General features: G+C 66.5%; 7 protein-coding genes. 5 read left to right on the plus strand and 2 right to left on the minus strand.

Going from position 1 to position 21,163, the window contains the following annotated elements:
* Positions 1–64: 64 nt before the first annotated feature.
* Positions 65–4,105 carry an ATP-dependent DNA helicase gene (locus QRX40_RS07505; protein ID WP_313837424.1) on the minus strand — a complete coding sequence of 1,347 codons (4,041 nt, stop codon included), beginning with the start codon at positions 4,103–4,105 and terminating at the stop codon, positions 65–67.
* Positions 4,102–8,559, minus strand: coding sequence for a PD-(D/E)XK nuclease family protein (locus QRX40_RS07510; protein ID WP_313837426.1), 4,458 nt, complete (start codon positions 8,557–8,559; stop codon positions 4,102–4,104). The genes QRX40_RS07505 and QRX40_RS07510 overlap by 4 nt, the downstream gene beginning before the upstream one ends.
* A gap of 173 nt (positions 8,560–8,732) precedes the next feature.
* Here QRX40_RS07510 and QRX40_RS07515 point away from each other — a divergent pair, with 173 nt between their 5' ends.
* The 5 genes from QRX40_RS07515 to QRX40_RS07535 all read left to right on the plus strand — a co-directional run bounded on the left by QRX40_RS07515 (position 8,733) and on the right by QRX40_RS07535 (position 21,077).
* Positions 8,733–10,286 carry a serine/threonine-protein kinase gene (locus QRX40_RS07515; RefSeq protein WP_313837428.1) on the plus strand — a complete coding sequence of 518 codons (1,554 nt, stop codon included), beginning with the start codon at positions 8,733–8,735 and terminating at the stop codon, positions 10,284–10,286.
* 165 nt (positions 10,287–10,451) lie between these two features.
* Positions 10,452–15,893, plus strand: coding sequence for an Ig-like domain-containing protein (locus QRX40_RS07520; protein ID WP_313837429.1), 5,442 nt, complete (start codon positions 10,452–10,454; stop codon positions 15,891–15,893).
* Entirely contained in the window at positions 15,886–17,418 is a 1,533-nt protein-coding gene (locus QRX40_RS07525) for a MoxR family ATPase (RefSeq protein ID WP_313837430.1), read from the plus strand. The genes QRX40_RS07520 and QRX40_RS07525 overlap by 8 nt, the downstream gene beginning before the upstream one ends.
* Positions 17,419–17,421: 3 nt before the next feature.
* Entirely contained in the window at positions 17,422–18,669 is a 1,248-nt protein-coding gene (locus tag QRX40_RS07530; RefSeq protein WP_313837431.1) for a DUF58 domain-containing protein, read from the plus strand.
* A complete protein-coding gene (locus QRX40_RS07535) occupies positions 18,666–21,077 on the plus strand; it encodes a transglutaminase-like domain-containing protein (protein ID WP_313837433.1) in 2,412 nt (803 codons plus the stop codon). Before QRX40_RS07530 ends, QRX40_RS07535 begins: the two co-directional genes overlap by 4 nt.
* Positions 21,078–21,163 lie beyond the last annotated feature (86 nt).

A 21,163-nucleotide genomic window follows, 5' to 3' on the forward strand; every position in this document is an offset into this window, starting at 1 on the left:
CCTGCTGTTCATGATTGCTGATGCGCGGCACCCATCGCCTTATCTGGCGGGGTCTGCCGCAGACTCAGTCCTCGTCCGACTGCTCGGGTATGCCCTCGGCCAGGGAAGCGAGAATTTCTTCTTCGGTCCTGGCACGGGCCCTGATGAGTCGATCCTGGGACTGGTCTTCGCTTACATAGTAAAGGCAGGCGTCGATGGTCGACAGGCCGATACCCTCCAAGCGTGACAGGAGCAGCCTGTAGAAGTCCAGCTGGACCAGACGGCGGTTGGTCGACTCCTCACCGTGCGGTCGGGCACCGGTCTTCCAGTCCACGATGGTGTAGCGCAGATCCGTTCGATCTGGGTCCAGCCCGCCTGCGAAGACGGCATCCAACTTGCCCTTGACGATCTGGTCTGCCAGCACCGCCACGATAGGCCGCTCCACCCAGACAGGGGTGCGCTTGGCCCAGTCAGACTCAGCCAGCCGCTGCTCCCAGGTCAGCAGACGGGCCTGCACGGGATCGGCCTGGGGATCCAGAGACCCCTGCTCCTGGTCAAGCTCGGCCAGCATACGGGCCCGCTCGGCCATGGCCCCGGGACCCAGCGGACCATCGAGCAGATTCGGCGCTTCCGCCTGATCGGGCAGGTCCACCAGTCCTTGAGGGTCGGAAATTTCGGGCAGGATGAAGCGCCTGGCCCAGTCATGGAAGCGGGTGCCCGCCTCAGCCTGCGGGGAGGCCACCTGAGGTATGGGTCTGACCAGCCCCTGCCAGTAATCCCTCTCCATCTTGGGGTCGCCCCCTGCCGAACCGGCCTGGATGGCAGTGACGCTGCGAGCCCCATGCCCCAGGATCCGACGGCCGGTGCGCCGCAGCAGATCCAGATCCGTGAGCAGCTGGTCATCAGCGACACCCAGACGACCCGTGCTGACCTGCAGGACGCGGACCGCATTGGCGTAGAGCCCGTCATCGCCCTCCTCATCAACTGCGGGGTCGCCCGGTTCCCCGGCGCGCACCCAGGCGGCCGAGCGATCCAGGGCTTCACGGGTCCGCGCATTGAGCACCGGAGGCCAGAGCGCCTGGTCACGCTGGCCGTCGCGGGCGGCGACCTGATCCACCTCTTTCAGAGCACGGTCGACGATGGCCTGGCGGTAGGACTGGGCGTGCTCACCGACAAAGAGCCCCAAGGGCGGCGTTGGCTGGCCCTCCTGCGCATCCTCTGCCTGCTCCAGCTTGACCGCATCGGGCTCTTCCTGGAAGAGCTCCACCAGCTCGGTCCAGAAGTTGGAGGCCTTATCCGGGTCTGGAGCCGGCGTGTTCAGAGCGGCAGTCTCCGTCTGGGAATCCTGGCTGAAGGTCAGCAGCAGGTCATGCCGGGCCCTGGTCGCCGCCACATAGATCAGCCGTCGTTCGTCGTCCAGCAGCCGGCGGCCGTACTGTTCGCGCTGAGAAGGGGCGATGGCATCGGCCCGGACCGGGCGGGCCTGGTCATCCAGCCCGCTCTCCCGAGACAGGCCCATGGCCTCCTCCTCCAGGCCCGCAAGGTCCAGCCGACCCAGCAGGTCTTCAGGGTCAGCTCCCAGGGGGGCGTCGTGAGGAAAGCGGGGCAGAATCATGGCATCAGCCCGCACCGGCACCGGCACGGACTCGGGATCGACCAGCCAGGTACGGGCCGTGCAGTTGTACTGGTAGACCGGGCCATCCGGGGATTGGACCACCGGCCGGTCCGAGTCGGGCTTGACCGTGAGCCGGTCGCCCTGGCTGCTGGGGAAGGCTCCACGCTTGAGCCCGACCACCGCCACGGCATCCCACTCCAGTCCCTTGGCCTGGTGGACGGTCATCAGGGCCACATCGGCATGGCGGTCGTCCCCGTCAGTAGGCATTTCGGGACTCTGGTCCAGGGATGACAGCCAGGAGACGAACCCGCGCAGGCTGGGCCCCAGGCCCTGGGGCAGCTCAGACAAGTAGACATCAACCTGGTCCAACAGGGCTTGGATGCCAACCTTGGCCTGGCTGGGCTCCAGAGGGCGTTCAGGGTTGGCCAGGGAACGAGACAAGACCAGGTCCACATCCAGATCCAAGGCACGGATGGCGGCGATGACCACCTGGCGCAGGGGGGCCGAGGACTCGGCCTGGACCTGGCAGATGACCCGGGCGGCCTCGGCGGCCAGGGCCCGCCCTCTGGCAGAGAGCCCGGAACTCTTCAAAAGGTCTGGCAGGTCGTCGCGCAGGAGCACATCCACCAGGAAGACATCGTTGGGAACCTGGTCACGGTAACGGTGCAGATCCTCGCGACGGCGGCGCGGATCAGGGTCGGACTCGACCAGGCCGGCCCTAACCAGGGCCCGGTACTGGCTGTCCTCGTTGACCTTGGCGGCCAGGGAGGCCAGAGCGCTCAGATCGGCAGCGTCCATGCCGAACCGGGCCGAGGCCAGCAGACGCATCAGGGAATCGCTGTCGGTGTGGTCGCAGACCAGGGAGAGCAGGGCTCTAAGATCCATGACCTCGGGCCGGTCGAAGAGGGAGGAGTACCCGACGACCTGACAGCTCAGCCCTGCAGCCTCCAGGGCCTGGCGGTACCTGGGCAGGGCGGCCTTGGAGCGGAAGAGAACAGCCACGTGCGGCGAGTCACCGTGATTGCCATAGAGTTCGCGCGCCCTGAGGGCGAACCTGACCACGCCATCAATCTCCTGACCGCCGGTACTGTAGCCCAAGAGGCCCACGGTACCCGGGTCGGCGTCCTCACGTGGGCGGAGCCTGGCCACGTCCACCTCGCGCAGTTCAGCTTCGGACCGGCTCTCCTGGCCCCGATGGCGCAGGGGGACGGTCAGCTGGTTGGCGGCCTTGAGCACCCAGCTGGAGTTGCGGAAGGTGCGCGACAGGGTCAGCGGGTCCTGGTCCTGCGAGCGCCCAAAGGCGGTCACGCCAGACAGAGGGCCGCCGCCGGAGGCGGGCCGGTCGGCCAGCATGCCGAACTGGGCCTGGAAGGTGCGGAAGGCCCCGGGACTGGCCCCGCGCCAGGCATAGATGGACTGGAAGGGGTCGCCCACGGCGGTCACGGCCGATCTGCCGGGAGCCTGTTCCTCCCTCCCCCGGCCCTCCTGCCGATTCTGCGGATGGAAGATGGCCGCCAGCAGCAGGGCCTGGGTGGTGGAGGTGTCCTGGTATTCGTCCAGAAAAACGTGACTGTAGCGGCGCCGCAGCTGGGCGCTGATGGAGGGGAAGCGCTCGACCAGCTGGAAGGCGGCCAGGGTGAAGTCGCCGAACTCGGCCATGTTGGCCTGCCGCTTGGCCCTCTGGTAGTCCTGGACCAGGGTCAGCAGCTTCTCACATGTCAGAACCGCCCGTCGCATGGCATCCACCCGGTAGAGGCGAATGCTCTGCCGCTTGTCTTGGAAGGCCTTGATTTTGCCTTGATAGTGCTCGTCGGTCTCCTTCTTGCTGCGCTTGGGCGGCGACAAGCTGACTGTGGGTTCTGCGTCCGGCACGGGCTGGTCGCCGATGAGCTGGTCTGCGCGATCCACAAAGGCGCGGTCCCAGGCACGGATCCGCTCCACAGCCTGGTCGAAATCAGGGCAGTCGCTGCTGATCATGGAGGTGGTCACCGCCCCGGTCAGCCCCAGGACCCGGTTGACGGTGGTCGAGAAGGTCGCAGAGCCCAGGTCGTCGGATTGGCCATCCTGTGCTGAGGAACCGGCAGGAAAGATCAGATCCAGATGGTCGGCGACCACCTGGGAGGCCAGCTGGTAGGCCCCTGCCGAACTCAGGGGACGCGTGTCCTGGTCCATGCCCACCAGCAGGCCGTACTGGCGCACGATGGACTGGAAGAAGGCATCATAGGTGGACACGGTCGGCTTGAGGAAGTTGCGTTCGGGATCCACGGTCGAGGCGCCTCTGTCCTGGTCGCGTCGGATGACCGCAGCCCCCACCCTGGACTGGAGCTCGGAGGCGGCCTTGCGGGTGAAGGTCAGCCCCAGGATCTGCTCGGAGGGCACTCCCCGGCGGATCAGGGCGATGATCCGGCTGGTCATGGTCATGGTCTTGCCCGAGCCGGCGCCGGCCACCACCAGAAGATCCTCATTGACATCCGCATCGACGATGGCGGACTGTTCGGCAGTCTGCTTCATTCCTGATCCTCCAGTAGGTTGGGCGCCACCAGTTGCCATGCCTGGCATTCCTGGCCATTGCCGGCCCGATGGCAACGGGCCGGGTCGAAGACCGCATCATCCAGGCCAGCCGCCAGTTTGACCCCGGCAGCGAAGAAGACCCTGGCTATCATGGTCAGCCCCCATACAGCCTGGGAGGAGACCCTGGCGGCTCGGACCATGGCCCACAGGTCCGCATCCACCCCGGGCGGCACCTGATCAGGCAGGTCCGCAGGCTCGGCCTTGGACTTGAGCGGGGAGGGCATGCCGGTTCTGGGCTGAGCGACAGTGACCAGCCTGTCACCCTCGAACAGGGGCGGCTGATAGGCCATCTCCTCCCGGCGCAGGCCCGTTTGCGCATCCTTGGGCGGGGCTTGCAGCTGCAGGAGCAGAGACTGGCTCAGCCTCATACTTTCGGTCCTCTCCAAGTCGGGGGCCTGCGACAGGCTCCAGGCCGCCCCCACCTCCGGGCTGCTGCCGGGCGTGGGCGGGAAGGCCAGTCCCAGCTGATAGCAGACCAGCTGCAGGTCGTTGAAGAGCTGCCCCTGGGTATAGGGGACTCTGCCGGTCTTGTAGTCCACCAGCCGCAGACGGATGCCCTCGGGCAGGGACCTGACCTCCAGACGGTCGATGCGGCCGGTCAGCCTGACCGTCGTCCTGGCATCCAGGGCTGCGGGGAAGCCGTCGACCAGGCCTGACATCAGGGCGAAGAGCCCGTCGGCATCCAGAGGCCTGTCAGGGAAGGTGGCTTTCCAAAGAGGGACCAGGTCCTCTACGGACAGGCTGACGTCGAAGGAACGCTCGCTCTGGACCCCCAGCAGGTCGCCGACCGGGACCGGGCTCTTGCCCTCCAGGCCGTATTCGGAATCCGAGGAGCGGACGAAATAAGAGGCCAGGTTGTCCAGGATGGACCCCACCCGGCTGCTGCGACCGCGCTGGTCATAGAGTTCGTCAGGGTCCCGCAGGCGCTGTTCCTGGGGAGCCAGATCCTGGTAGATGTCCAGGAGCGCATCCCGCACCTGCTGCTGGCGGGCATCCGGATCGCCCTGGCCAGGGCGATCCAGACCCTGGGCCGTGCCTTCGCTGGCCACCTTGTGAATCAGGGAGCCGAACTCCGTGGGCACCCTTGACGGGGAGGGGCCGGAGAACTGGTCACCCAGGGCCCACTCCAGGGGGCAGTTCCAGATGGCATCGACCGCTGAGGGCGAAAGGAGGACCACCTGGCGGTCGGACCGGTGTTCATGGCGATGGTCACGGTCGTGGGTTCGATCCGGTCGCTCAGCCTGCCCGGCGGAAACAGGTGCGGGCCGAGAAGCACGGTCCCTTTCAGCAACCGATGCGACGCCTGAGGCGGCGGCCTGTGCAGTATGAACTTCTTCCTCCGAGGCCGGCTCAGCAGCGCCATCCTGGCCATAGTCATAGAGGAAAGGCCAATGCCTGGGATCGGCTGAATCCTGGCCCAGGTCAGCCAGCAGCCGCAAGGTCTGCACGGCATCGTCCACGCGGTCACGGTCAATCCGGCCCTCCGGAAGCAGCGCCTGGACAGCCAGGATGGACCGGGCGGCCGCCGTCAGGCCCCTGGCAGACACCTCCAGCCCTCCGTAGCGCTCACTGCCGCCTGAGCCAGCGCCGACCATGCTGAACTCGGCCTGGCTCATATCTGCAGTGCGCGGATAACGTTCAGGCAGATAGCCGTAGAGGAAGTCCGAAGGAACCAGGTCATCGTTCCAGACCGCGCTGATGCGCACCTGGGTCCGGGCCCGGGTCAGCGCCTCCAGGAAGCCCTTCTTCTCGGCATAGAGGATGGAGCGCAGGGCAGGATCGTGGCTGAGCGTGTCCGCCAGGGGGTCGCCGATGCGGTCGTGCAGGACCAGGTCGGCCAGCTCCTCGGCTCCGAACATGGTGTCGCGGGGAATCAGATTGGGCCAGACCCCGTCCTGGACGGCGGGCAGCCAGACCAGGGGCCAGTCAGTGGCCAGGGCGGCGGCGCCGGCGGGTGTGGTCAGGGTGACGGCGTGCTCGATGGGCCCGATCCGCGCCAGTGAGTCGGCCTCGATCTGCATGGTGCGCACCTGGTCCATGAAGGCCTCGACCGTGGGGAAACGACGGGAGCCGGCCGCGTACTGGAAGAGCCGCATGAGCGCGTCCAGACGGTCATTGGCCTCCTCACCCTCCTGGGTGGCCATCAGGGCCCGCCGCTGCCAGTCGTCGGCCAGGTCCAGGCTCCGCCAGGCCTCCCAGAGCACGTATTGGGGCTGACGGTCCTCCAGGGCACTGATGCGTGTGGCCGTCAGGCGCAGAACCTGCAGGGCCTTGTCCAGGACCTGAACGTCAGGATCCTCACGGCGACCTCCTGCGATGGCGGTCATGGCCTCCAGAATGATCCCTGAGGATCGGTCATCCGGGTCCAGAACCAGCAGGGTCTCCAGGGCCTGAACAGACAGAATGGCTGGCTGTTGACCATCCCGGTCTCCCAGATCCACCGGCTGGTCTGGGGCCGAGGAAGTGGAGAAGGGGCCGGACGCGCCCCCTGGCTCGACGGAATCGTGCCTGGTCAACAGGGAATCGTCGACGCTGATGCCGGATGAACGGTCCCGCTGGGCACGCCGCTCGGCCAGATCCTTGACCCAGGCCTGCCAGGCCTGTCCCAGGAGGGGCAGGTCGTCCAAGGAGCCTGATGAGTCCGGATCGCTCCCCTGCTGGCCGGACAAGGGGGCCAATGCGGCCATGGTCTCCATGATGGACTCCAGGCGTTCCATCCTGACGGGACGCTCTTGACGAGCGGCGGTGGCGGGAACCCGGAAGAGCGGGCCAGCCATCAGGGTGCGCAGGCGCGAACGGATCCAGGCTGCCACCTGGGCGGGATCGTCCGGGGCGCTTCCGGCGGTGCCAGGGTCCAGCACCGATTGGGCCAGCTCGACCAGGGCGAAGAGCCCCTGGATGGCAGGCTCCTGGCTGAGCGGACGGGTCACCGAGGAGAAGCGCACCGGCACGCCCTGAACGCGCAGCTTGCGGCCCAGGTTGCGCAGGGTCATGTTGTCGTGGGCGATGACGGCCATGTCGTTCCAGTCACGCTGATTGGCCAGAAACTCATGCTTGATCTGCCAAACCAGGTCATCGTCCTCCTGGTCAGGGGTGTGGAAGAGCCTGGTCTGCACGCTGCCGTCGCAGATAAGGCTGTCACCGGCGGCCAGGGGCGCCACCGGGCCGGCGCCGGGCCAGGCGGGCAGTTTGCCAGGTCTGTCGGGCAGAGGGGTGTCGCTCTCCTCAACCCCGGCGATGCCCAGGCTGACCCTGGCAGCCACCAGATCGGCGTAGGAGCCCTGGACGCTTTCGGCATGCTCTGCGGCCGCTTCAGGAACCACCATCCTCCGGGGTTTCAGGGTCACGGTGGCAGCGCCCAGACAGGCGAAGTCCTGGGCCAGGAGAGGGGCGGCGACGCCGGGCATGGGCTTGGACAGGGCCTTTAGGCGAGTGGCCAGAAACTCAGGATAGGAGCCGCGGAAGGACTGGACCGACTGGTCGGGGTTGCCCACCAGAAGGAGTCGGCAGCCAGCCTGGTTCAAGCCCTGCAAGAGGCCCATCCCGGCCAGGGTGATGTCCTGCCAGTCGTCCACGACCAGCAGGTCAGGCAGGTCGTCATCAGCCAGCCCGCCTAGGCTGCGGGAGGCTTCGACCATAAGCATGGAGGGATCCAGACGGAATTCGTCCGGGTAGCTCTCGGTGATGCTCTGGCGATATTCATCTTCCAGGGCGAAAGCCAGCCGCCACTGCAGGCCCAGCCGGTCGCGACGGTCAGGGTCCATGGGCTGTACGGCCAAGGCATCCAGAAGCTGGTCCCGGTCACCCCTGTCCAGGCCTAATTCCGTCATGCGGGCGAACATGTCCCGCAGCTGGGCGATGAACCTGTCGGCGACCCCTACGACCCGTCCTTGACCGTCGCCGACCAGGACGGCCGACCAGCCTGCCCCGTTGCGGAAGTAGCGTTCCAGGAGTCGGCAGACCGCACAGTCATCCCCGGCCTGCACATGCTCCAGATGGACGGTCATGACCTGCCTGAGCAGGGCATCCTCCTCGGCACCGTTCAGCAGTCTGGGCAAGAGCGGATCGTGGCCTCCCTGGGCCAGCCGGGACCGTGTCAGCAGACGGAAGGCCAGGGCCTGCAGGGTGCCCACAGGCCGGGTGCGGTCGGACCTGCCCCGCTCAAGAATGACCTGGCGGCTGACCTGGTCGGCCGCGGTCCTACCTGATACGGCCATGCTGGCTCCGTCACCGAACTGCTCCATGCCAGCCAGCAGGGCCCGGGTGGCCAGCCTGGTCTTGCCGCTGCGGGGGGGACCGGCCACCACCAGGGCCCGGGTGGGGCGACCCTCCTCGTTCCGGAGCCGATCGCCGATAAGGGCGCGGACCGGTTCCATGGCCTCTTGCGGATCCACCGGTGGCTGCTTGCTCATAGCTACAAGAATAGGGGTCGGCATGGTCCATCTGCAGGCCCCGGAACCCACTGGTCCTGAACCGTCCGCAGGAGGCTCAAAGGAAGCCTGATCGGGAACGGCGTGCTGTTATCGTGGATTACAGTTCTCAGGCAGTCCCCAGGAGGTGATGTCCCTTGCAGCAGAATGGTTCCCAGGCCCGGCGCCCGGGTGCGGTTCCAGCCATGGACCAGGCGCCGGCGCTGCCCGGGCTGCGGCTCCTGCGACCCCTGGACCTGGGAGGCACCGCCGCCGTCTACCTGTACGAGCAGGAGGGGCTCAACCGACCTGTGGCGGTCAAGGCGGCCCTCCAAGGCAGCATGGACCAGCAGACCCATCAGCTCTTTCTGCGCGAGGCCAAGACCCTGGCCAAGCTCTCCACCCATCCCTGCATCCTGAGCATCCACCAGGCCCTGGTCAGCGATGACGGACGGGATTGCCTGGTGCTCGAATACGCTCCGGGAGGCAGCTGTAAGACCATCATGCTCAAGGGGGGCATGGACCAGGAAGGCGTGCTGGACCTGGGAGTGCGCATGGCTTCAGCCCTCTGCTGCGCCCATGAACGCGGGATCCTGCACCGGGACGTCAAACCCAGCAACTTTCTGATCACCGACCAGGGCCTGCCCGTCCTGGCCGACTTCGGCATCTCCTCGGGCATCTATGGAGGCGAACGGGCCGGCGGGCTTTCCATACCCTGGGCGGCCCCGGAGGTCCTGGCCAACCGCTCGGGAGGGTCCGAGGCCAGCGACATCTACTCCCTGGGCGCCTCGCTCTTCGGCATGCTGGCCGGCCGCTCCCCCTACGAATACGCCTACCGGGCCCGGGATGAGGATCACCTGGCACAGCTGATCCTGACAGCGGAAACCCCGGTTCTGCACATGGGTGAGGCCTCCCCTATGCTGGCTGCGGTTCTGGAGAAGGCCATGGCCCATGACCGGGACGACCGCTACTACTCGGCGCTGGAGTTCGGCCGCGCCCTGCAGGAGGTCCAGCAGCAGCTCTACGGCCATGCGACGCCCTTCATCGGCGAGGGAATCGCCCCCTATCCGCAGGGAGATGCACGCTCGCACGCCCATACCGGTGCCATGGCAGGACGGACAAAAAGCAAGGAGTCCGTTAACTCCTGGACCGGGACTGGGGTCAGCTCCGAATCGCGCCTGCAACAAGACAGGGAGGCCGTCACTGACCATGAAGGCAGCCAGGTTAGGCGGTTTCCCGGCCGCCGCCGTGTGATTCTTCTGGCTCTGATCCTCGCTGCCGTCCTGGCCGTTGCCCTGGTCTGGGCCTTGGTTGTCGGCCTGCCGAACGGATCCGAGCGAGGTTCACAGCCGGCTGCAGGTTCCTCCCAGGTCCAATCCCAGCAGGCACAGTCCCCGGACCCGACGGATTCGAGCGACCCTCATGACCTGCAGGAGGGCTCAGTTCCCTCGCCCACCCAGGGTCAGGGCCGCTACCAGGGCACCACGGCAGTTTTCGCTTGGGCCAATCCCGACCCCAAACCTGGAGACAGCTATGTTTGGCATCCCCTGGACCAGAGCGGCACCGAAGATCGTGGCCGCAGCGTACAGACCCGACAGCCGACCGCCCGCATCGACGATCCGCAGGGGGGCCAGACCTGCATCAGCGTCACCCTGGTGCGGGCCGACCGGAGCATGTCCCAGGAACCGACCATCATCTGCGCCGTTCAGTGAACCCTCGGTGGATGAATTTTCACATTCGACCACCCCGACTTTCACAGACCGCCAAGACCCTGCAAACCAGCTAAAATCAGTCCTCAGAGAGAGCATTGACGGCGGTCCGGGACGAGTTAAGAAGCCAAGCCTGTGTGGCAGGACAGGAAAGGAACCCAGGGGATTATGGACTTGCAGGGACGATTCCTGCGGATGCGCCGGGCCGGGCTGCGCCTGCGGCATGCTCTGGCCGTCCGCGCCAGGAACCCTGCCGCCATCCTGGCCGTCACGCTGACGGCGCTGGTCCTGCTCGTCCTGGGCGTCTTATTCGTGCATGGGGTGGACCGCCGCGCCGTTCAGGTGGATGACGGCAGCATTTGGATCACCTCCCAGAACGAGCGCAAGGTAGCCCGGTTCAAGCCCGACATCGGAGAGGCGGACGTGGCCCTGTCGACGGGCACCGACCGCTTCGACCTGGCCCAGAGCGGATACGCGGTCATCCTGGGCCGGGAGGGAGGCATGGCTCCCATAGCGGCCTCCACCGCCACCCTGGGGGACACCACCCGGTCGGATGCCAGGGTTCAACGGATGGTCAATGGGCCCACTCTGGCCCTCTTCCAGGCACGGACCGGCAGAATCTGGGTGGGCCGGGCCGCTTCGCCGGGAGATCTGGACCCTCAGCGCCGAGACCCTGCGCTGACCCTAGGCTCCGGGGCCGCCGTCACTGTGGATGCCTCCGGGGCCGTCTACGCCTACCGGCCCTCGGACGGGGTCGTGTTAAGGATCGACGGACCGGACTCCCGGGCCCACCGTGAGCTGGACTCTCTGACGGACCACACTCCCGTCCGGGCCACTGCGTTCAGCGTCATCGACGGAAGACCCGTCCTCTTGGCAGGCGACCGGCTCTACTGGCCTGAGGGATCCATCCGGATACCGCACCGGGGAGACCTGCAGCTCCAGTCCACTCCAGTGGATATGGACCGCCAGGGATCCTGGGTGGGCCTGACCGATCAGGAAAGCGTCCACCTGGTCGATCTGGATCACCCACGGAATCAGGTTGAGACTCTAGGCACCGGCGGCAGCGGCCAACCCGCCCAGCCGGTATCCTCGGGCGGATGCCTTTGGACGGCCTGGGCCTCCTCGGGGAACAATTTCCTGCGGCTGTGCGCAACAGGGACAGCCGTACCGCGGGTCCGGTCACCCCAGCCGCGCCCCTCCACCCTGGAGGCCATCAGTCCCACCTCGGATCTGGTCTTCCGGGCCAACCACCGGAGGGTCATCCTCAACGACGTGCTGACCGGCGATGTCTGGAATCCTCGATCCTCCACCAAGGTGATTCGGCCGCAGTGGCAGACCATGGAGGTCAAGCACGCGGACAGGACCGATCAGCGTCAGGACTCGGCCGACAATCGTCAGCGGTTCGCGGCCACCTGTCGATCAGGATCCCAACCCATCCAGGCCGAGGACGACAGCCTGGGCATCCGGGCCGGTTCCAGAGCCCTGCTGGACCCCCTGCGCAACGATCGCCAGACCGACTGCTCGGTTCTGCGAATCGAGGATGCGCGCAGCTCGCAAGGGAATCTGCGCCTGACTCCGGTCATGAACGGCCGCTACCTGCAGGTGGATGCCAGCGACGCACCTGTGGGACGGGCCCGAATCAACTACTCCATCACCGACGGACGCGGACAGGTCTCCTCGGCTGGCATCGACCTCAGCATCGCCCCTGCCAAGATGGACCGAGGCGACCAGGCACCGGTCCAGAACGACACCCCTCCCGAGTACGAGGTGGAGCAGGGCGCCACGACCACTGTCAACGCCCTGGCCGGCTTCGAGGATCCTGATGGGGACCCGCTGACCCTGGCCGGCGCCGAGTCCGTCAATTCGGATCGGATATCCCTGTCCACCAGGGCTGACGGACAGCTGACCATGAGCGCCGGGTCGGCCACCTCCGGTCGGCTGGCTGTCAAAGTCACTGTTTCGGACGGAGTCATGAGCGGTCAGGGACTGATCTACTTCACCGTCAAACCCGTCAATACCCTGGCACCACTGGTCGATCCGGTCATTCGCCAGGCCACTGCCGGCCGAGAGGCCACCGTGGACCTGAGCAGGAGCGTACACGCCAATGCCGCTCAGCCGCTCCGCCTGGTCCGGGTCGACAAACCCGATGGAATCCAGGTGGAGGTCAACGCCGAAAGCCTTTCCTTCACCGCCACCGCCGCCAACCCGGGCACCTATTATGTGCCATACCGGGTGGCCCAGGGTGACCGGGAGACCCAGGGGCTGGTCAGGCTGGAAGTAGAACACAGCCAGGGCGGATCCGCGCTGCCGGTTCCTGTCAACGACGTAGCCCTGCTGGGGGCCGACCAGACCGCCATCGTCGATCCGCTTGACAACGACCTGGATCCCATGGGCGGAGTGCTGGCCCTGACCGATGTGCGCGTGGATCCGGACTCCGGCATCAAGGTCGGCATCGTGGATCACCGCCGGATCTACCTGTCTGCCAGAAAAATCCCCACACGGCCGCTCAGCATCGCCTACACAGTTGCCAACGCCGATGGTACGGCTCAGGGGACCATCGTCCTGCAGCCCCCCTCCCTGAGCAGGGCGGCCTCGGCGCCCAAGGCCCCGAATCTGACGGTTGGGGTCCGCTCATCGGGCCTGGTCACGGTTTCGGTCATGGACAAGGTCGCTCACGCTGACGGGACCAGCGTCACCCTGGACCAGCAGCTGACTACGGATCAGCGGACCTTTGCAGGCTTGGCCTTCGTATCCGGGGACACGGTCAGATATCAGGCCAGCGAGCGCACCGGGGACTTCCCGGCCGCCTATACGGTCAGGGACGATCTGGGCAACGCGGCCTCGGGCACCATCACCTTCCGGGTGCATGTCTCCGACCCGGCCAGCAAACCCGCGCCTACACCCAAGGATTTGCGGGCCCAGGTGGCTGCCGGGACCAAGGTGCGCATCCCCGTCCCATTGACCGGCATCGACCAGGATGGAGACTGCGACACCCTGTCCGGCTTGGGCAACCAGGCGCCCAGGCTGGGCAGGATCGTCAAAGCCGGGGCCGACTACCTGATCTATGAGGCCTATCCCGACTCGCACGGCACCGACGAGTTCACCTACGCCGTGGAGGACTGGGTGGGGCAGCGTGCCCAGGCGCGCGTGCGCATCGGGGTCTTCCCTGACTCGTCGGTGACCGGGGTCTTCGCCCGGGACGACAAGGTCAGGCTGCGGCCTGGGACCGTGGCCGATGTGCCAGTCCTGCTCAACGACATCTCTGGGGATGATGACTCCTTGAGTCTGGACCCCCACCTGGAGCGCCAGGGCCTGGATCAGGCCAGCGTGGAAAACGGCATGATCCGGCTGACCGCCCCCTCACAGCCGGGCACCTCCTACCTGATCTACCGGGCACGCAACCGGGCGGGACTGAGCGACCAGGCCACCCTGACCGTGGTCTCGGATCCTCAAGCCCCCATCCAGCCGCCCATAGCCCAGGATTACCAGGTGGCTCCCGAGGACACGGTGGACAAGCGCAGCGTGGAGGTCAATCTGGACGACTCCATCAGCAATCCATCCGGCACCCTCGATGACCTGCGCCTTGGGATTCATCCTGGAGCCAGGGCCCACGCCAGGACCGCAGGCGAAGCCGGCTCCGCCAAGCTGGTCATCGATCTGACCGACCAGGCCAGGGCTGTGCCCTACACCGTCACCAACACCCGGTACAAGATCACCTCAATGGCCTTTGTGAAGGTCCCCGCCTATGGGGTATTCCCCCCTGTCCTGAGGCCTCGGGCTCCGGCCCTCAAAGTGCGGGCTGGCCAGAGCATCACCATCGACATCGCCGATCAGGTCAGGGTGGGTGCAGGCAAGACCGCACGGATCACCTCCCGCCAGTCCGTTTCGGCCACCAAGTCCGACGGATCCGACCCCTATGTGGACGAGCACACCCTGAGGTTCACCGCCGCCAAGGACTATGCCGGTCCAGCCTCACTGACCTTTGCCGTCCGTGACGGGGATCCGGACGGTCAGGCCATCGTCAACGAGTCGGTGCTGACCCTGCCCATCACCGTGGTGGGCGGCAGAGCAGCCCCGCCGGCCCTCTCGGCACCGGTCATCGATCTGGTGGCCGGGGAGCCGGCACAGACCATATCCCTGCCTGCCATGACCCGTTGGCCCCAGGGAAGCGACCCGGCAGACAGCACCTTCTCCTCCGGGGACCCCCAGGGGCCGATCCATGCCAGGCTGAGCCCTCGGGGCCAACTGAACGTGTCCGCTGACAAGACCGCAACGCCTGGCACCAAGGCCACCCTGCCGGTGACCATTACCAGTTCATCCGGCGATGTGCATACGGCCCTGGCCTTCCGCATCGTCGCCACCACTCGGCCCCTGGCTTCGGTCCCCTCACGTCAGGTGGGGCTCAAAGCCGGGCAGAGCCTGGAGCTGAACCTGTTCGACGGCGCCCTCAACCCCTTCCCCGACACTCCGCTGCGCTTGGTCGGCCTGGTCAGCGATGACGCCTCACGACTGACAGCCAGCAACCTAGGCGACGGAAGGATCGCCATCAAGGCCGATCGTGACATCGGCGCCTCCACCAACACCATTCTGGCCACGGTCGAGGATGGCAGCCGGGATCCGGGACGCCGGGTGAGCGCCACCATCACCGTGGGCATCATCGACCGCCCGCAGGCCCCCAGAATGCTGGCGGGCGCCGCCCAGGCCGGCGACGGAACGGTTCGTCTGGCCTGGGAGCCGGGCGCAGCCAACGGCAGTCCAGTGGACGAGTACCGGGTCTCCTACACCTCATCGGCAGGCTCGGGACAACGCTCCTGCGGCAATGCCGTCACCTGCCGGGTCGACGGGCTGGCCAACGGCCATGACTACTCCTTCACTGTCCAAGCCCACAACCAGGTGGGCTGGTCCCCTGCCTCCTCGCCGGCGGCAGCCAGACCGGACGCGCTTCCCGGAGGCGTGCAGGCACTGACCGTGGACGGCGGCAGCAAGGAAACTCTGACCGTCACCTGGCGCCCGCCAGAGAATCATGGCTCGCCCATCCAGGGCTATACGGTCCACGGCGAGGGTTCCGGCTGCGGTTCGCCACGATGGCGCGCGGCCACCGCCACCAAGGCGGTCTTCGATGTCGGCCATGACGAGGCAGGAGCCACCTGCACGGTGAGCGTGACTCCGGCCAATATGGCCGGATCCGGACCTGTGGCCTCAGCCTCCGGAGCCACCTGGTCGCATCCGGATTCCCCTGCATTCCAGACTCTGGAGTACCAGGGCAAGGACCAGGTCAAGCTGGTCCTTGCCCCTGGGGGCGAACACGGCCGGTCCTGCGCAGACATCCAGGTGAGCATCGATGGCCTCGACTCCGACAAGGCCTCCTGGCCCCTGCCCTGCAACCAGCCGGAGGTCAGTGAAGTCATCACCCTGCCTGCTGGATCCGCCAAGCCAGGTGACACGCTGACCTTCCGGGCAGTCGCTCGCATCCGCGGGATGGGGTCCGAAGGCCATTCGCCTGCCGCCGCCAAGGAGCTGACCCTGCCCAAGGAGACCGACAAGCCAAGAGACAAGACCCTTACCCGTCAGGGGTCCCCTCAGCAGACAAGGATGAATGACCATGGATGAACGAAACGCACAGGAACCCATCCAGCAGGACGGCACCATCCCGGATGACGCGACCAGGAGAAGTACCCCCAAAGCCGTCCGCGAGGAGGGCAGCGAGAGCCGACGGATCCCTGCCGACCGACTGGATGTACTCAAGCGGCAGCGCCAAGCCCTCATGGCCGGTCTGGGCCAGCAGGAATCCACTCCTGCGGTGAGCGATGACCGGACCCGGCCCGGTCGCATCCCTGTGTCTGCCAGACAAAGAACAAGCCGGGAGTCCGGAGCGGAATCCAGCCCATCTGACCGCACCATGATTGAAGACGGGACCATCCCCGGCCGCCAACCGGTCCGTGACCTGTTCGCCCGGCCCTCATCAGCTCCTGCAAGGCCTGACCTTGTCGATGTCACTGATCAGTCCCGTCACCCCCAGCTGGAGAAGACCTCGGCCCCCACGTACGCAGTCAGGACCGACGAACCCGGGGAGGTGGAAGAGACAGAACGGGACAGGCGGTCTTCCACCGAAGCAGCGGATCGGGCAGCAGGCACAAGGCAGCAGAGGCGATCAATCCAGACCGCAGGCAGCAGCCAGGCCGCCGTGGATGTGCCGACCTTCGCCGGCCTCTTCCGCTCCATCGTGGACAACGTCGGCCAGGCGGTGCTGGGCAAGGAGGAGACCATCGCCCTGTGCGTCACTGCCCTGATCGCGGGAGGCCATGTGCTCCTGGAAGACAATCCAGGCACCGGCAAGACCCAGCTGTCACGCTCCCTGGCTGCCTCCATCGCCGTGGACTGCAAGCGAATCCAGTTCACCCCCGACCTGCTGCCCTCTGATCTGCTGGGCGTGACCTTCTATGACCAGTCTCAAGGACGATTCTCCTTCCGGCCCGGGCCGGTCTTCGCCTCCCTGGTTCTGGCCGACGAGATCAACAGGGCCTCCCCCAAGACCCAGTCGGCCCTGCTGGAGGTCATGGAGGAGGGTCAGGTGACCGTGGATGGCCGCACCTACCGCCTCCCCCGGCCATTCATGGTTATGGCCACCCAGAATCCCATCGAGCAGCTGGGCACCTATGCCCTGCCCGAGGCGCAGATGGACCGCTTTCTGATCCGCACCTCGCTTGGGGCGCCTGGGCACGATGCCAGCATGCGCATCCTTCAAGAGGCCGACATCCGCGACCGGGCAGGCCTGGTGAAACCGGTGGTCGACGCCGCCCAGGTGGAGGCCATGGCCGCCTGCGCCTCCAAGGTCTTCTGCGATTCATCCATCATGGAATACGTCATCCATATCATCGAAGCCACACGGCACAGCCCCGCCATCCGGGTCGGCTCCTCCATCAGAGGGGGGCTGGCTCTGGTCCGTTGCGCCAGGATCCAGGCCTGTGCCCAGGGCCGCGACTACGTGATCCCCGATGATGTCAAGGACCTGGTCGACCCCATCCTGGCCCACCGGCTGGTCCTGACCGCCCAGAGCAGGCTGGCGGACATGGATGAACACCAAGCGCTGGCCGAAGCCCTGGCCAAGGTCCCCGTCCCCACAGGAGAGCAGTGAGCCATGACCGCCTTCGCCAGCCGACCTGCCCCGAAAGCGAGACCGGCATCCTCGACGGGATCCAGACAGAGCCTGCGATCCCGGGCCGCCGACCTATGGCAGTCGATCACCGCCCTGGGCCGGGCTATGGCTCTGGCCGCACTCCTGTGCGCTTTGGCCTTCGTCCCTACAGGCTGGCGTGAACTGCTGGCGGGCGCTCTGCTGGGCGCGGGCATGCTGCTGTTTGGGCTGCTGACGAGCCTGGGCAACCTGTCCTGCAACGCTGAAACGAGTCTGGACCAAGGCCATCTGGAGGTGGGTGGCCAGGCCGAGCTGGTCCTGGTTCTGACCAACCCAGGCAGCCGTTCCACCCGTCGCGGCCGAATCGGTCTGGCTCTAGGCCAAGGAACGGTCATAGCGCCCCTGCCAGCCCTGGCCCCCGGCCAGAGTCACCAGATCCGCTTGAAGCTGGAAGCCAGGTCCCGTGGCGTGATTGACCTGGGCCCGGTGACCATGGAGGCCGGCGATCCGCTGGGGCTCATCCGTCGCCGCCGAATTCTGACCGGCGCCCGAAAACTCTATATCCATCCCCGCACGGTGGCCCTGCCGCCCCTCGAAGCCGGACTGGAACGCGACCTGGAGGGGAATCCTGGTTCTGGCATTGTCGACGACGATCTGGAATTTCATGCTCTGCGCCCCTACGTTCCGGGCGATGACATAAAACGGGTCCACTGGTTGTCCACTGCCCGGGCCGGCACCCTGATGGTCCGCCAGTACGAGCCCACCCTGCGCACCAGGACCAAACTGATCCTGGACGGCCAGGCCGCCTCCTACCGGAACGCGGATGAGTTCGAACTGGCGGTCGAAATCTATGCTTCCCTGGGCTGCCGATGCCTGCTTGACGGCCGTCGGCTGCAAGCGTTGGCTCCGGAACCGGACGATCCTGATGCCCATGGAACCACCCTGCCTACGGAGGATCCCCGAAGCTTTCTGGATGCCTGCAGCGCCATCCGCCCCCGTCAGGACAGCTCCGACAAGCCCGACCTGGCTGAGGCTCCCGAGCGGACCAGTCTGACCATCCTGGTGACCGGTTCGCTGGGCGACCGCCAACCCTCAGCCCTGATGGACGGATCGGCCCAAAGCGCATCTCCGGTCATGCTGCTGGCTGCTGACTTGGGCGCCAATCCAAGCCTGCAGACGCAGCCGGGGTTGGTCAACGCTGTTTTGGGCAACAGGAAGGACCTTCCCATCCTCTTGGAGACCCAGCCATGAGCACATCAGCATCGTGGATGGACCAAGCCCAGAGGGAGCCTATCCGCCTGATCGACCGGGCTGGTCTGCAGTCCACTGTCGACCCGACCAGGCGCCGCTCCCCCATGATTCTGGTCGCCGCATTGGCTCCACTCGATCTGCTGGCCGGACTGCAGCTGCTGCCGGTCTATGGCAGCCTGCCCTTCTGGCTGACAGTGGGAGCCGCAGCATGTCTGGCCGGACTGTTGATCGCCATGCTCCCTCGCCGTGGCATTGCCACAGCCCTCATGCAGCCTCTGCTGCTGATCGCAGCCCAGTTCCTGCTGGGCCCCATCCTCGCTCTGAACGGGACCACCCTGGCCCATGTCCTGCCCACCTGGGCAACCCTGGCACAAGGTTGGTCCGCCACCTTCGGCGCTTTCAAGACCCTGGCAGCCATCGATCCCCCACTCGGCCAGGAAGCAGGCGGACTGATGGCTCTGTGGACGCTGATGCTCTGGACCTGCTATCTGGCCGTGCTGCTGGCCCGCCATGGCCTGGGTCGCAACCTGGGACGGCCCGCGCACCCCGTGGCCGTTCTGACAGCCACGCTGCCCATCCTGGCCGCCATGGCTGTGTCAGCAGCCCTAGGCACCAGCAGGGGCCTCTACCCGGCATTGACGGGTGGCATCCTCTGGCTGCTCCTGCTGATCTGGTGCGCCAGCGGGCTGGGGCTGCTCCGTCTGCAAGGGCTCGCATCCACTCTTCTGGCCTTGGCATTGACAGCTGGACTGATTTTCTCCGCTGGACTGCTGCCCACCCCGACCCGGCTGGTCATTCGTGACCACTATCAGCCGCCCATGGACCCCTACCAGTTCACTAGCCCCTTGAGCGACTACCGGGCGTACATCAAACGCCACCGCGACGATACCCTGGTCACGGTCCGCAACCTGCCCGCTGGCACCCCGGTCCGTATGGCCGTCATGGACCGTTATGACGGCAAGGTCTGGAATCTGTCCGACTCCTCGGGCGCAGGAGCAGCCGACTACCGGCGCATCGGGGCCAAGATCCGCACGGAAAGGCAGCAGGAGCAGGCCCAAGACAGCGGACAGGCCGGACAGCCTTTTACCGCGACCTTCCTGATTCGGGAGGGGTTCGACCATGCCTGGTTGCCCTCCGCCGGACAAGTCGACGGCATCGATACGGATCAGGGCCTACAAAGGGAGGACCTCTACTTCAACAAGGCCACAGACACCACACTGACCGATCAGCCCCTGCAGAAGGGGACCAGCTATTCGGTGCACGGCGTGGCCGAAGGCCGACCTGCAACCCGTCGTATAGCTGACAGCGATCCGGGAGATGCGCAGGTGCCTCCCCTGGCGGATGCACCTGACAGCCTGCCCAAGGCGGCTGCTTCCATGACCTCCATGCAGGTGCGCGGCGGCGCCAGGGCCCTGGCCATTGAGGAACGGCTGCACCGGGAGGGATGGTTCTCCCACGGTCTGGCAGGAGACTACCCGTCGCCCTCCGGCCATGGCGACTATCGGATCAATCAGCTCCTGCAAGGCCAGGCCATGGTGGGCGACAGCGAACAATACGCCTCGGCCATGGCCCTCCTGGCCCGGCAGATGGGCCTGCCATCCCGAGTGGTCTTGGGATTCCTGCCCAAGAACCGCGATGGCTCCATCAGCCGGGCACGGACCAGGACCCAGGCGGACGGGAGCACCAGAATCGACTTCACCGGACGCGATGCCCAGGCCTGGGTGGAGGTCAGTCTGAAAGGACTAGGGTGGGTCCCCTTCTACCCCACGCCACCGGAGACCAAGATCCCGGACAAGTCCCTGGACTCCACGCCACCCAATCCGCGCACCCTGGTCCGCCAGCCGCCGCCCCCGCTGGTCGATCCTCCCCGCGACGACCGGGCCACCCAGGGTCGAACTACCGTCGGCGGACAGGAAGCATCGCGACAATCTTCACCCTCCTTCTGGAAACGGTACGGACCTTTGATAGCCAGAGTGACGCTCTGGACCATGCCGCTCTGGCTGCCGGCTCTTCTGGTTCTGTCCCTGCTGGCTGTCAAGGCTTGGCTACGCCGACGGGCCCGGTCGACCGGCGACCCGAAGACGCGCATCCGCGCCGGCTGGCGACAGATCGGCAACCTGGGCAGACAGACCGGCCTGCCCCTGGAGGGCACCCGTAGCGAGCAGGCAGCTCTGATCGCCCAGACCCTGCTGGCTGACTCCCCAGGGTCCTCGTCGGCTGGTCTGCGCCGGGATCTGGATCGACTGCGCAACATGGCCGATCAGGCCTCGTTCGACCGGCACCCTTCAGACGAGCAGGAGGCCGTAGACTGCTGGCAGCTGGTGGACAAGCTGCGATCCGCCATCCTGGCATCCCTGCCACGAACCCGACGCTGGCGGACCCTGCTTTCCCCTAGGCACCTGCGCTGACCTATCTGCCACTGTCTGCCGGCAACCTAGACCGCGAGAAAAACAAGATGAGGGCCCGTGCGATCATAGCGATCGCACGGGCCCTC

Source organism: Bifidobacterium sp. H6bp9, assembly GCF_032193695.1.
In the GTDB taxonomy this organism is placed as follows: Bacteria; Actinomycetota; Actinomycetes; order Actinomycetales; family Bifidobacteriaceae; genus Bombiscardovia; species Bombiscardovia kimbladii.

Bases quoted from the DNA above. Each gene is read 5' to 3' on its own strand.
- QRX40_RS07505 (WP_313837424.1), bottom strand. From the start codon at position 4,105: ATGAAGCAGACTGCCGAACAGTCCGCCATCGTCGATGCGGATGTCAAT.
- QRX40_RS07520 (WP_313837429.1), top strand. From the start codon at position 10,452: ATGGACTTGCAGGGACGATTCCTGCGGATGCGCCGGGCCGGGCTGCGC.
- QRX40_RS07525 (WP_313837430.1), top strand. From the start codon at position 15,886: ATGGATGAACGAAACGCACAGGAACCCATCCAGCAGGACGGCACCATC.
- QRX40_RS07530 (WP_313837431.1), top strand. From the start codon at position 17,422: ATGACCGCCTTCGCCAGCCGACCTGCCCCGAAAGCGAGACCGGCATCC.
- QRX40_RS07535 (WP_313837433.1), top strand. From the start codon at position 18,666: ATGAGCACATCAGCATCGTGGATGGACCAAGCCCAGAGGGAGCCTATC.